General features: G+C 64.1%; 8 protein-coding genes and 1 pseudogene. 5 read left to right on the top strand and 4 right to left on the bottom strand.

The features are described from left to right. Positions 1-85: 85 nt before the first annotated feature. Entirely contained in the window at positions 86-2,002 is a 1,917-nt protein-coding gene (dxs, locus tag A7X77_RS28440; protein WP_064686183.1) for a 1-deoxy-D-xylulose-5-phosphate synthase, read from the top strand. Positions 2,003-2,786: 784 nt separating this feature from the next. On the opposite strand, the gene A7X77_RS28435 is transcribed toward dxs, so the two are convergent. Continuing rightward, positions 2,787-4,730 (bottom strand): methyl-accepting chemotaxis protein, encoded by a 1,944-nt coding sequence (locus A7X77_RS28435; RefSeq protein ID WP_064686182.1) that lies wholly within the window; start codon positions 4,728-4,730, stop codon positions 2,787-2,789. Between the two features lie 317 nt (positions 4,731-5,047). On the opposite strand from A7X77_RS28435, the gene A7X77_RS28430 reads away from it, so the two are divergent. Then, entirely contained in the window at positions 5,048-5,794 is a 747-nt protein-coding gene (locus A7X77_RS28430) for a TlyA family RNA methyltransferase (RefSeq protein ID WP_064686252.1), read from the top strand. Continuing rightward, on the top strand, positions 5,791-7,041 hold the full coding sequence (locus tag A7X77_RS28425; protein ID WP_064686181.1) for a class I SAM-dependent RNA methyltransferase: 1,251 nt from the start codon (positions 5,791-5,793) through the stop codon (positions 7,039-7,041). Before A7X77_RS28430 ends, A7X77_RS28425 begins: the two co-directional genes overlap by 4 nt. Positions 7,042-7,100: 59 nt before the next feature. On the opposite strand, the pseudogene A7X77_RS34125 reads toward A7X77_RS28425, so the two are convergent. Further along, positions 7,101-7,287 (bottom strand): annotated as a pseudogene (locus tag A7X77_RS34125) (winged helix-turn-helix transcriptional regulator); the annotation flags it as partial. Positions 7,288-7,551: 264 nt separating this feature from the next. Here A7X77_RS34125 and A7X77_RS28420 point away from each other — a divergent pair. After that, positions 7,552-8,556: an MBL fold metallo-hydrolase gene (locus A7X77_RS28420; protein ID WP_064686180.1), complete on the top strand. Its 1,005-nt coding sequence runs from the start codon at positions 7,552-7,554 to the stop codon at positions 8,554-8,556. Between the two features lie 29 nt (positions 8,557-8,585). Here the strand turns inward: A7X77_RS28420 and A7X77_RS28415 are convergent, their stop codons facing one another. Beyond that, a complete protein-coding gene (locus tag A7X77_RS28415) occupies positions 8,586-9,338 on the bottom strand; it encodes a crotonase/enoyl-CoA hydratase family protein (RefSeq protein ID WP_064686179.1) in 753 nt (250 codons plus the stop codon). A 28-nt stretch (positions 9,339-9,366) separates the two neighbouring features. Continuing rightward, entirely contained in the window at positions 9,367-11,142 is a 1,776-nt protein-coding gene (locus tag A7X77_RS28410; protein ID WP_064686178.1) for an acyl-CoA dehydrogenase, read from the bottom strand. A gap of 208 nt (positions 11,143-11,350) precedes the next feature. Here A7X77_RS28410 and A7X77_RS28405 point away from each other — a divergent pair, with 208 nt between their 5' ends. Then, positions 11,351-12,346, top strand: a complete 996-nt coding sequence (locus tag A7X77_RS28405) for a transporter (RefSeq protein ID WP_064686177.1) — start codon at positions 11,351-11,353, stop codon at positions 12,344-12,346. The last annotated feature ends 283 nt before the right edge of the window (positions 12,347-12,629 follow it).

The following is a 12,629-nucleotide window of genomic DNA, read 5'->3' as shown; positions in this document are numbered from 1 at the left end:
AAACCTTCGGTTCCTGAAATCACTTGTTTTGCCTCGTTCTAATCGAATAAAGCGGTACAAGGAAAAGTAAGAAAGAGCGCCGCCCGTGACACATCCGCCGAAGACCCCTCTGCTCGACCAGGTCACTTACCCTGCCGACCTGCGCAAGCTCGAGGATCGCGACCTGCCGCAGCTCGCCCGCGAGGTCCGCGACGAAATGATCGATGCGGTGTCGCGCACCGGCGGTCATCTCGGCGCCGGTCTCGGCGTGGTCGAGCTGACGATCGCCATCCACAGCGTCTTCGACACGCCTGACGACCGGCTGATCTTCGATGTCGGCCATCAATGTTATCCGCACAAGATTCTGACCGGCCGGCGCGACCGCATCCGGACCTTGCGCCAGGAAAACGGGCTTTCCGGCTTCACCCGCCGGGCCGAAAGCGAATATGATCCCTTCGGGGCGGCGCATTCCTCGACCTCGATTTCGGCCGGCCTCGGCATGGCGATTGCCGCAGATCTCGACAAGAACGACCGGCGCGTCATCGCCGTCATCGGCGACGGGGCGATGTCGGCCGGCATGGCCTATGAGGCGCTGAACAATGCCGGCGCGCTCGATGCCCGCCTCATCGTTATCCTCAACGACAACGACATGTCGATCGCGCCGCCGACAGGCGCAATGAGCGCCTATCTCGCCCGCCTCGCCTCGGGTCGCACCTATATGGGCTTCCGCGATTTCGGCAAGAAGCTGACGGCCTATCTCGGCAAGAACATCGATCGCGCCATCACCCGCGCTGTCGAGCATGCCCGCGGCTACGTCACCGGCGGCACGATGTTCGAGGAGATGGGCTTCTACCATATCGGGCCGATCGACGGGCATTCCTTCGACCACTTGCTGCCGGTGCTGCGCAATGTGCGCGACAATGCCCGCGGCCCGGTGCTGATCCATGTCGTCACCCAGAAGGGCAAGGGCTATCCGCCGGCCGAAGCCGCCGCCGACAAATATCACGGCGTCAACAAGTTCGACGTCATCACCGGCGCCCAGGCGCGGGTGAAGCCGAACGCGCCGAGCTATACCAGCGTCTTTGCCGAAGCGCTGGTGCAGGAAGCGGCCCTCGACGACAAGATCGTCGGCATCACCGCCGCCATGCCGAATGGTACCGGCCTCGACAAGCTCGCCGAGGCCTTCCCCTCGCGCTGCTTCGATGTCGGCATCGCCGAACAGCATGCCGTGACCTTCGCCGCCGGCCTTGCGGCCGAGGGCTACAAGCCGTTCGCCGCGCTCTATTCAACCTTCTTGCAGCGCGCCTACGACCAGGTCGTGCACGACGTGGCGATTCAGGGATTGCCCGTCCGTTTTCCGATCGATCGCGCCGGCTTCGTTGGCGCCGACGGCCCGACCCATGCCGGCTCCTTCGACACCGCCTTCCTCGCCACCCTGCCCGGCTTCGTGGTGATGGCGGCGGCCGACGAGGCCGAACTCAAACACATGGTACGCACGGCCGCCGCCTATGACGCCGGGCCGATCTCGTTCCGTTATCCGCGTGGCGAAGGCGTCGGCGTCGACATGCCCGCACGTGGCGAGATCCTGCAGATCGGCAAGGGCCGCATCGTCAAGGAAGGCACCAAGGTTGCCCTGCTTTCCTTCGGCACCCGGCTTGCCGACTGTCTGCTTGCCGCCGAAGATCTTGAGGCCGCCGGCCTGTCGACGACGGTCGCCGATGCGCGCTTCGCCAAGCCGCTCGACCACGATCTGATCCGCCAGCTTGCCCGCCACCACGAGATGCTGATCACCGTCGAAGAAGGCTCCGTCGGCGGCTTTGGCAGCCAGATGATGCAGTATCTCTCAAGTGAAGGCCTGCTCGACAACGGCCTGAAGATCCGCTCGCTCGTCATGCCCGACATCTGGATGGAGCAGGCCAAGCCCGAGGCGATGAACGCCCATGCGGGGCTCGATCGCGCGGGGATCGTTTCGACCGTGTTCCGGGCGCTGGGGCGCGGAGTTGCGGTTGGGGTTGCGGGATAGTGAATTGTGAGGGTGTGCTGTGGGGCCCCCCTCATCCGCCTGCCGGCACCTTCTCCGCGCTTGCGGGGCGAAGGGAATAGCCGCAACCTCTTCGTTCCCCGCTAACGTCTCGCAGGGCACGTCCCCTCGCCCCGTTTGCGAGGAGAGGGTTAGGGTGACGGGCAGCCGCTTGCTCCCTCGATGCCGTTCCAGCCTATAAAAAACGGCGCATCTCCTGCGCCCGTCCATCGCTGTACTTTGCTCCAGCAGCCACCCACCCTCCGTCATGCTCGGCCCTGAGCCGAGCATCCACACCGCACGCACACCAGCAGCGGGAATGGATCCTCGGCTCAAGGCCGAAGATGACGGCGTGTGAGGAGATGCCGCAGCCAAACTCGCCGCTAAGCCACAGATAACATTACCTTGTGTTTGGTATAGCGATCCGCTCATCCACCCTTGCGGGCACCTGCAAGACTCCCGTCCTGAAGAAGATTAGCGAGAACGACTGGCAGCAGGCGCAACACTCTCTATTCCGCCGACATCGCTGTACTTGCTCCAGCAGCCACCCCCATCCTCCATCATGCTCGGCCTTGAGCCGAGCATCCACACCGCATGCACACCATCAGCGGGTATGGATCCTCGGCTCAAGGCCGAGGATGACGGAGAGTGAGGAGATCCCGCAGCCAAACCCACCATCCAAATAACTGGTAGCTTTGCGTTTTTCTCCAATCATGGCAGGCCCCATCTAAAAAGGGCGGCGCATTCCTGCACCGCCCTCTTCATTAACGTCCCATCCTGAGCGCTGTCAGAATTCCGTCCAGTCCTCCTGCACCGTAGCTGCGGCCGTGGCCTGTCTTCCGCCGAAGGCCGCGGTGACCTTGCCGGCAAGTGCGCGGGCCGGAGAGGCGACAGGGCGGGAGGCCGGCGTTGCGGCGGCGGTCTTCTGGGCCGGAGCGGCAAGCTGGGTGCCAAGCTTGAACTGGCGCAGCAGTTCATCCAGGGCGCTTGCCTCGCTGGCGAGCGCATGGCTCGCCGCGGTCTGTTCTTCGACCATGGCCGCATTCTGCTGCGTGCCCTGATCCATGTTGTTGACGGCGGTGTTGATCTCCTGCAGGCCGATCGACTGTTCGCGCGTGGCGGTGACGATCGCATTGACGTTGCGGTTGATCTCCTGCACCTCGGCGACGATGGCCTCGAGCGCCTTGCCGGTTTCGCCGACCAGCGACACGCCGGTCTGGACATGCGTGCCTGATGTGGTGATCAGGTCCTTGATCTCCTTGGCCGCCTTGGCCGAGCGCTGGGCGAGCTCGCGCACTTCCTGCGCCACCACCGCAAAACCCTTGCCGGCCTCACCGGCACGCGCCGCCTCGACGCCGGCGTTCAGCGCCAAGAGGTTGGTCTGGAAGGCGATGTCGTCGATAACGCCGATGATGTTGGAGATTTCGCCCGAGGATTTTTCGATCTGCTGCATGGCCGAGACCGCCCTGCGGACGACGTCGCCGGACTTTTCGGCGCCGAGGCGGGTGCGCTCGACGAGATTGCCGACATCCTCGGCGCGTTTGGCGCTGTCGCGCACCGTCGTCGTCACCTCTTCGAGCGCCGCTGCAGTCTGTTCGACGGCGGCGGCCTGCTGCTCGGTGCGGTGGGCAAGATCGTCGGCGGCCGAGCGGATCTCGCCGGCGCCGGCATTGATCGCCGAAGCGTTGCGGCCGACCGACTGGAGTGCCGCCTGCAGCTTTTCGACGGCATTGTTGAAGTCGTTGCGCAGGCTGTCATATTGCGGCGCGAACGGCGTCTGGATGCGGGCGGCGACATCGCCGACGGCAAGGCCGGCAAGGCCGCCGGCCAAAGCGTCGACGGCATAGCGCAGCTCGCCTTCCTCGCGGGCTTTCTGCTCGTCGCTTGCCTGGCGCTGGCGCTCGGCGTCACCGCGCATGCGATCGGTCTCGCCGGCAAGGCGCAGCTTCTCGATCGCCGCCTGCTTGAAGACCAGGACGGACTGGGCCATGCGGCCGATTTCGTCGCCGCGCTCGACAGCCGGCACCTCGATATCGTTCTGACCGCCAGCAAGGCGATCCATGGCCGCGGTCATGCCGACGACCGGGCGAACGATGGTGCGCGACATCAACCAGGCGAGTACGGCGGCGGCAAGCGAGGCGACGATGCCGCCGGCAATCAGCGTCATCGTCAGTTCGCTATTGGCATCGGCGCGGATGGCGGCGAGCGCATTCGACTTTTCGCGGGCGGTGGCCTTGATCTTGGCGGAGGCCTGGCGGAAACCGTCGAGCTGACCCTTGGTGGCGTTGACGCCGATCTTGACGACCTCTTCGATCGGCATATCGGTCTCCTTGCGCGCCTTGGTCTGCGGCTCGGCAAGCTCATGGAAATAGAGGTCGGCGGCCTTCTGCATGCCGTCGATCATCTCGACCAGCTGCGGCTCGCCGGCGGCCGTCTGCTTGGCGGCGGCGATCGCCTTCAGCATGCGCTCGCGATTGGCGAAGACGTCGCCATAGGTGCTGTCGCTGCGGAAGAGAATGAAGCCGCGCAGGTTGACCGCCTGCTCGAGCATTGCCTGCAATGCATCGTCGATCTGATTGACGAGCAGCTCCGATTTTTCCTGCTCGGCGGAAGCGGCCGCCGACGCTGTCGCCTTGGAATAGACGAAGGCCGAGACGGACATGAAGATGAGGATGAGGGCTGCGAACGTGGCCGCAAGCTTCCCGTTCAAGGATATGTTTTTAGCAGACATCGGTGAATTTCTCCTGGCGACAATCGACGCGGCGAGAGACAGGTCGCGCCAGAATGCGCAACCTTGAGGGATTTGAATCGGGAACATGATCGGCGGAGAGACGCCCTGCGCCATCATGGCGCCAAGCGGTTCGGGCGACCGCTGCAATCGAGACGAACCTATGCGGGCAGGCTTTAAATTTGTTTAAACCGCGCACCACAAGAACTGTCAGCGAGAAGGATTATCGCGTTTCGGGCGGCCGGACAGTTTTGCAGGACAATAACGGCCTTCGGAACAAAATGCTTGCAACCGGCGGCTTTGCCGGTCATTCACAGCCGATGTCCGATCAAAACAGCCAACGCCTTGACCAGCTGCTCGTCTCCCGCGGCCTCTTTGCCAGCCGCTCGCGGGCGCGCGACGCCGTGCAGCGCGGCACGGTGCGGATCGCCGGCCAGGTGGTGACGAAGGCCGGCGCGCTCTTCGGCCCCGACGCCGATATTGCCATCGACGATCCGGCGCAGGATTACGTCTCGCGCGCCGCATTGAAGCTTGCTAGCGCCCTCGACCATTTCCGGCTCGACCCGGCCGGCCATCACTGTCTCGATATCGGCGCGTCCACGGGCGGCTTCACCGAGGTGCTGCTGGAGCGGGGTGCGGCGCATGTCACGGCGATCGATGTCGGCCATGGGCAGATGCATCCGCGCATCTCAGGCGACCCGCGGGTGACAAACCGGGAAGGCCTCAATGCCCGCAACCTGACGGCTGACGATATCGGCCAACCCGCCAGCTTCATTGTCTCCGACGTCTCCTTCATCTCACTGAAGCTGGCGCTGGCGCCGGCGCTTGATCTCGCCGCGCCGGGCGCCATCGCCGTGCTGCTGGTCAAGCCGCAGTTCGAAGCCGGACGCGAGGCGATCGGCAAGGGCGGACTGCTGAAGGACCCCTCGTCTGCGCCCGCCGTCGCTGCGGAATTGGAGCGCTGGTTCACCGAGGACATGGGCTGGAACAGCCTCGGCCTCATCCCCTCCCCGATTGCCGGCGGCGACGGCAATCAGGAATTCCTTCTGGCAGGATTGAAACCGTGAGCACCGAAACCGTCACCATCGAGAAGCTCGGCGCCCAGGGCGACGGCATTGCCGGCAGCGCCGCCGGCCCGATCTATGTGCCCTTTTCCCTACCCGGGGAAACGGTGGCGATCGCCCGCGTCAAAAGCCAGGGCACGATCATGTCGATCACGACGCCCTCGCCCGACCGGCAGGAGCCGCCTTGCCGGCATTTCGGTCCCGACGGCGTCAACGGCACCTGCGGCGGCTGCACGCTGCAGCATCTGGCGGATGCCCCCTACCGCGCTTTCAAGCGGCAGCTGGTGGTCGATGCACTCAAATCCAAGGGGCTGACGCCTGAGGTCGGCGAGATCGTTCCGGCTCGGCCGGGCGAGCGCCGGCGCGTGGTGTTTGCGGCGCGCAAGACCGAGAAGGATATGTTGATCGGCTTCAACCAGGCCGAAAGCCATCATATCGTCGCCATCGAGGAATGTCCGATCTCGTCGGCAGGGATCGTCGCCCGGCTGCCGGCGATCAAGGCGATTGCCGCCTCGCTCGCGACCAGCGCCGAACCCTTCCGGGTCGCGGTGCTCGAGACGCTTTCCGGCCTCGATATAGCAGCCGACGACATCAAGAAACTCCCCGACCCGCAGCGGCGCAAGGCGATCGAGACGGTGCTCGGCCTGCGCGGCATCGCCCGTGTGACCGTGAACGGCGAAATCCTCGTCGAGCCGACCAAGCCGCTTATCGATTTCGGCGGCGTCGAGGTTTCGCCGCCGCCCGGCGGCTTTGCCCAGGCAACCAAGCCGGCAGAAGAGGCGATGGCGGAGCTGGTGCTTGCCCATGCCGGCAAGGCCAAGCGGATCGCCGATCTCTTCGCCGGCGCCGGCACGTTTACGCTGCGGCTAGCGCGGATCGGCCGCGTGCATGCGGTCGAGGCCGAGGCAACGGCGCTCGCCGCCCTCGACCAGGCCGCCCGCAAAACACAAGGGCTGAAGCCGGTGAGCGTCGAAAAACGCGATCTCTTCCGCCGACCGTTGATGACGCAGGAGTTCAAGCCCTTTGACATGGTCGTCTTCGACCCGCCACGCGCCGGCGCGGAGTTTCAGTGCAAGGAGCTTGCCCGCTCAGGCGTGAAGAAGATCGCAGCCGTCAGCTGCAATCCGCTGACGCTGGCCCGCGACCTTCAGATTCTCGTCGAGGGCGGCTACCGCATCACCAGAGTGACGCCGATCGACCAGTTCCTCTGGAGCTCGCATGTCGAGGTGGTGGCGACGCTGGAGAAATAGGCGGCTGCCTCACGCTTCGCGGTGAATGCGATCGCGATATCCACAGCGTTAAAACCGCCTTATCGGTCGCCCGGCTCGCTTTCCCGCTGCAAACTCATGCGCATTGGTCGCGTTCCGAGCTTTGCGCCGGTCACGGCATCGCTTGCGACCGGCTCGTGCCTCGACGTCGATATAGCGGGCGAGTTCGCCATCGCAATGGCGGTGCGCCCAAGCCCCGATCATCATCAGCACAGGCAGAAAATCGCGACACTGGTCACCGGTGCATCCTCAGGCATCGGCCTTGCAACGGCGGGGTCGCTGGTGAGGGCCGGCTACCGCGTGTTCGGGACCAGCCGCAAACTCAGGTCCGCTCGCTTCGCCGCTACCTGCCGGAGCGGCTGGTCGACAGCCTCCTGCGTAAGGTCAATGAGTTTCCGGTCTCAGCCTGACGCGTTAATCGAGGATAGGATTCAGATTTCAAGCCGACAGGCTTATGGTCATCCTATCCTCGACCAGGGAAACCGATTCCGAATGCGCAAGACCAAAAGACGCAATCCTTACTATGCGGGCCCGGTGTCCGATCATTTCGACGGCACGTACTTCTTCAATCCCGAAGGTATCGAGCCGCTGGGTTTCCGCGAACTCTTGCGGTGGCAATTCGGCGGCGGCCGTGAACGGTGGCCGCGGTCGGTCCCAAGCCCATTTGCGGCGGCAAAACCGGATCCAAGCGTAGACGGCGAAGGCCTGCGGGTGACCATGGTTGGGCATGCAACCATGCTGGTGCAGGTCGCCGGTCTCAATATTCTCACTGACCCGGTGTGGTCGGAGCGGGCCAGCCCCTTCACTTTTGCCGGACCCAGACGCGTCGTCGAACCGGGCATCGCGTTCGATGATTTGCCGCCGATCGATCTCGTGCTGGTATCGCACAATCATTATGATCATCTCGATATCGCGACGCTCAAACGCTTGCATGCGAAGCATCGGCCGCGTGTCGTGACGCCGCTCGGCAACGACACGATCATCCGCCGCGCCGTACCCGATCTGCAGACGATATCGATGGATTGGGGCGAGCGCATCTCTCACGCCGGAATAAGCATCGATGCGGAGCCTGCCCATCATTGGTCCGCCCGCGGCGGCGCCGATCGCCGGATGGCGCTCTGGGCCTCGTTCGTCTTGTCGACACCAGCCGGCAAGATCTATCACGTCGGCGATACGGGCTTTCACCGCGGCATCAATTACAAAGCGGCGCAACGGAAACACGGCGGCTTTCGCCTGGCGATTTTACCCTTCGGCGCCTATGAGCCGCGATGGTTCATGAAAGGGCAGCACCAGAATCCTGAGGAAGCGGTTATGGGGATGAAGCTCGCGAATGCGGCCTATGTGGCCGGGCATCACTTCGCCACGTTCCAACTGACGAATGAAGCGGTCGATGCGCCGGTAAGAGCGTTGCAAGAGGCGATACGCGAGCATGATATTGCCTCGGACCGGTTCCGGCCGCTCAGAGCCGGTGAAGTGTTCAATGTGCCGATGGTCTAATCGATGTCCGTTTGCTCCCGGGGCGCCGTTCAGCGGCGCATGAAAGCTTCGAAGGCCGCCCGGGCCTCGGCGCTTTTCAGCCGCGCGGCGAAATGACGGGCCTCGACATCGATGCGGGCGATGACCTCTTCCCGGGAGCCGCAAATGAGATCGCGGGCGATCTTCAAGGCTTCCGGTGGCTTGGCGGCGAGTTTCGCAGCCGCGGCAAGTGCGGCATTCTCCACCTCGTCCGGCGTCGTTACCTTCCAGATGAGGCCGGCCTCGCGGGCTTCCTCGGCGCTGAGGGCCTCGCCGGCGGCCAGCATGGCAAATGCGCGCTGGTGGCCCATCACGCGCGGCGCGATCAGGCTGGAAGCCGCTTCCGGCACCAAAGCCAGGTCAACGAAAGGCGTGCGGAACTGGCTGCGGTCGGAGGCGATCGTCAGGTCGCAATGCAGGTTGAGGGTGGTGCCGATGCCGATCGCCAGGCCGTCGACCCCTGACACCAGCGGCTTTTCGGATCTGGCGAGCGCGTAGAGGAAATCGATCAGCTCGTCTCCCATGCTGCCGCCCATGGCAGTGGCAAGAAAATCGCCGATGTCGTTGCCGGCCGAGAAGCTGCCTTCGGTGCCGAGAAAGACCGTCACTCTGATATTCGCGTCCGCATTGGCGGCGGTGAGCGCATCGGTCATGGTGCGATACATCGCCCGTGTGAAAGCGTTCTTCTTTTTCGGCCGGTTGAAGCGAATGAGCTGAACGCCGGGATGAGCGGAAGGCTGCTCGACGATGATGTGGTCGGTCATAGGATCTCCTCAGAACTCATGGGGCCTGTCAGGCAAGCAGGATGCGGGCGGCGGCGAGGCTTGCCGCGCCGTTGACGACCCGATCGCGCAAGGCCGCGGTCTCGGCAAGCAGGTTTTCGGCGGCGAAGCGGCAGAGCGCGATGCGGCCCTCGCCTTTGCCGTCGCCGCTTTCGGCCAGAGCACCCTTGGCGAGATAACAGCCGGTGAGCACGAGGCCGAACAGGCGCTGATAGGGAGTGGCGCCGGCCAGCGCCTCGCCAGCCCTCCCATCGGCAAGTGCTGCCAGAAGCCAGGCGGTCGTCTCTTCGAGATCTGAAATCGCGGCGGCGAGTCTGGCGGCAGTCTCGCCGAAACCGTCGAGATTGGAGCGGCCGACAGCCTCGGCGATCGCCTTCAATTCGGCGACGAATCCCATGACCTGATCGCCGCCGGAAAGCGGCAGCTTGCGGGTGACGAGGTCGATCGCCTGGATGCCGTTAGTGCCCTCATAGATCGGGGCGATGCGGGCATCACGCAGATAACGCGCCGCCCCCGTCTCCTCGATGAAGCCCATGCCGCCATGCACCTGAATGCCGAGCGAGGCGACCTCAACGCCGGCATCGGTTGAAAACGACTTGGCGATCGGCGTCAAAAGCGCGGCGCGCTCCTGCCAGTGGCGGCTATCGCCTGCCCGGCGCGACATGTCAAGCGCATGGGCGCAGGCATAGGAGATGGCGCGCGAACCTTGGGTCAGCGCCTTCATGGTGAGAAGCATACGGGCAACGTCGGGATGTTCGACGATCGGGCTCATGCCGGCGCCGGTCGAACCCGGCGCCCTGCCCTGCGTGCGTTCCCTGGCATAGGCGAGCGCCTTCTGGGTGGCGGCCTCCGAGATCGCCACGCCCTGCATGCCGACGGCGAGACGCGCATTGTTCATCATCGTGAACATGCAGGCGAGGCCCTTGTTCTCCTCGCCAACCAGCCAGCCGATCGCGCCCTTCTCGCCGCCGAACCGGCCGTCGCCATAGATCATCGTGCAGGTCGGCGAACCGTGGATGCCGAGCTTGTGCTCCAGCGAATGGCAGAAGAGATCGTTGCGGGCACCAAGCGAACCGTCGTCGTTCACCAGGAATTTCGGCACGAGAAAGAGCGAGATGCCGCGTGTGCCGGCCGGCGCATCCGGCAGCCGGGCCAGCACCAGGTGGATGATATTGTCGGCCGCGTCGTGCTCGCCCCAGGTGATGAAGATCTTCTGGCCAAAGATGCGATAGCTGCCGTCGACGCGCCGCTCGGCGCGGGCCTTCAGCACGCCGAGATCGGAGCCGGCATGCGGCTCCGTCAGGTTCATCGTGCCGGTCCATTCGCCGGACACCATCTTTGCCAGATATTTGTCTTTCAGCGCAGCACTGCCATGGGCGCTGACCGCCTCGATGGCGCCCATCGTCAGCGTCGGGGCGAGCGCAAAGGCCATGGAGCCGGAATTCCACATTTCCAACGCCGCGACGTTCAGCATGTCGGGCAGGGCCTGACCGCCGAAGGCTTCGGGCGCCGTCAGGCCGTTCCAGCCGCCGGCGATCCAGTTGCGGTAGAGATCGCGCCAGCCATCCGGCAACCTGACTTCGCCATCGATGAGGCGGGCGCCCTGGCGGTCGCCGATGTCGGCGAGCGGCGCCACCTCCTCGGTGGCAAAACGTCCCGCCTCGGAGAGGATGGCGTCGACCAGATCTTCGCCGAGATCGCCGAAAAGACCGTTCGACAGCGCCTCCCCCATATCCGCTACATGCTTCAACGTGAACGCGATTTCCTCGACGGGCGCCTTATACATGCTTTCTCCTCCATGGGGACCGGCCTGCACCTCGCGCAAAGCCCTTCCGAGGCAAGGGCTAATTGATTTTTACGTAAACGTCAATTTCGATTTCCCGGCCTGCGTGCGATAGTTTCCCGACATGGCGGTTTGCTCTTGCACAGTTGCACAAATGGACGTCATGGAGAATTTCTAGAATGACATCGCCTTCGCAAAGGACCGGCGAACAATGGATACATTGCCCGTCAACATCCCCGGTTTCGTCTGGGCCTATCGTTTCTCGCCGGATGACAAGACGGCGGTACGGCTGAACAACAGCGCGACGGTGGCGGAGCTGACCGCCGACAACTGTTTCTACTGGCTGCATCTCAACCTGGTCGATGCCCGCGTGCCGGCCTTGCTCGAGACGCTCGACGGGCTGACCGAGGACGCCAAATCGGCGCTGACGACGCATGACACGCATGCGGCGCTGACTGTCGACGAGCAGATGCTCTACGGCACGCTCGTCGATTGCCAGCGCGATTTCGCCCAGGACACCAACAATCTCGGCTGGCTGCATTTCGCCATGTCCGACCGCTTCATCATCACCACGCGGCTGCAGCCGCTGCGCAGCGTCGAGCGGGCGCGCGGGCTGATCGAGAAGAATCCGGGCAAATTTGCGCGGCCGGTCGATCTCTTCGAACTGCTGGTGATCGAGTTTCAGCGCACGCTGATCGCCATCGTCATCGAACTCACCGAAGAGCTGAACCAGATCGAGGATATCGTCTACGACAACGCCCCGCGCGACGAGCGCCGCCGGCTGGCGCCGGTGCGGCGAACCGTGGTGCGGCTGCATCGCCATCTGCGCACGGTGTTGGCGCTGATGCGCCGGGCGGCGGCGGCCGATGAAGACGAGATGCCCTTCGGCTTCGACGACGTGGCGCGGCGGCTGACGAGCCGGCTGGAAACGGTCGACCACGATATCTATGCGCTGCAGGACCGGGCGCGCCTGCTGCACGAAGAAATCGATTCGAAACAATCCTCCGAAACCAACCGCCACCTCTATCTGCTGTCGATCATGACCGCCTTCCTGCTGCCGCCGACGCTGGTGACCGGCTTTTTCGGCATGAACACCGCCAACCTGCCCTTCGCCGTCGGCGACTACGGCACGGAATACGCCTTCATCATCATCATCGCCTCGATCGCATTCGCCTGGTGGCTGCTGCGGCGGGTGAACATTCTTTGATGTCAGAGGTGCGTCGGGCCTTGGCAGTTCCGCCGCTATTTCATCAAACGTCACGGTGCTTGCCGCGGAGATTGCCCCACACTCCGTCATCCTCGGGCTTGACCCGAGGATCCACGCCGGTCTCCATCAGCAGCAGGCATGGATCCTCGGCTCAAGGCCACTGCTGTCCGGTTTAAATTCGTCACCATTGGAGGCTCATCTGGTGGAGATGGTGTGGCGGAGTGGCGGTGGGTTGCAGCAGGCGGTCGATCCTGCGGCGGTGCATGAGATTGGCGCGCACCAG

The organism is Rhizobium bangladeshense, from assembly GCF_001662075.1.
Taxonomy (GTDB): Bacteria; Pseudomonadota; Alphaproteobacteria; order Rhizobiales; family Rhizobiaceae; genus Rhizobium; species Rhizobium bangladeshense_B.
This window is presented reverse-complemented; position numbering and strand designations above follow the sequence as displayed.

Excerpts from the sequence above, each read along its gene's own strand:
- A7X77_RS28435 (WP_064686182.1), bottom strand. The coding sequence starts at position 4,730 with ATGTCTGCTAAAAACATATCCTTGAACGGGAAGCTTGCGGCCACGTTC.
- A7X77_RS28430 (WP_064686252.1), top strand. The coding sequence starts at position 5,048 with ATGTCCGATCAAAACAGCCAACGCCTTGACCAGCTGCTCGTCTCCCGC.
- A7X77_RS28420 (WP_064686180.1), top strand. The coding sequence starts at position 7,552 with ATGCGCAAGACCAAAAGACGCAATCCTTACTATGCGGGCCCGGTGTCC.
- A7X77_RS28415 (WP_064686179.1), bottom strand. The coding sequence starts at position 9,338 with ATGACCGACCACATCATCGTCGAGCAGCCTTCCGCTCATCCCGGCGTT.
- A7X77_RS28410 (WP_064686178.1), bottom strand. The coding sequence starts at position 11,142 with ATGTATAAGGCGCCCGTCGAGGAAATCGCGTTCACGTTGAAGCATGTA.
- A7X77_RS28405 (WP_064686177.1), top strand. The coding sequence starts at position 11,351 with ATGGATACATTGCCCGTCAACATCCCCGGTTTCGTCTGGGCCTATCGT.